Here is a 396-nt window from a genome sequence, read left to right on the forward strand (position 1 = left end):
CGACGATGCCGTGGTGGCCGAACACGATCGACTGGCCGACGAAGGACAGGTGCGATACGAGTGGCAGCATTACATCCCGCTGATCCAGCGCAAGCCAGGAGCCCTGCGCAACGGTGCGCCGTTCCAGGATATGCCCGATCCGCTGCAACGGCTGCGTCGGGCGTTACTACGCGAGCCAGGTGGCGACCGGGTAATGGCTAAGGTTCTGGCGCTGGTCCCGGAAAGCGGTCTGGATGCCGTAGTGGTTGCAGTCGAACTCGCATTGGAGCAGGCGCCGCCCTCCGGGCGCGTGAGCGTCGAGCATGTGGTGAACGTGCTGTCGCGCATGCGCAGCGTGCAGATGCCGCCGAAGATCGATACTGCGCTACAACTGACGACACCGCCGCTGGCCGACAC

1 pseudogene is annotated in these 396 nt (G+C 64.9%); it reads left to right on the top strand.

Annotation, left to right across the window (positions count from 1 at the left end):
• Positions 1-396: pseudogene (locus tag FSO04_RS46070) on the top strand (IS21 family transposase); the annotation flags it as partial.

This window comes from Paraburkholderia madseniana, assembly GCF_009690905.1.
In the GTDB taxonomy this organism is placed as follows: domain Bacteria; phylum Pseudomonadota; class Gammaproteobacteria; order Burkholderiales; family Burkholderiaceae; genus Paraburkholderia; species Paraburkholderia madseniana.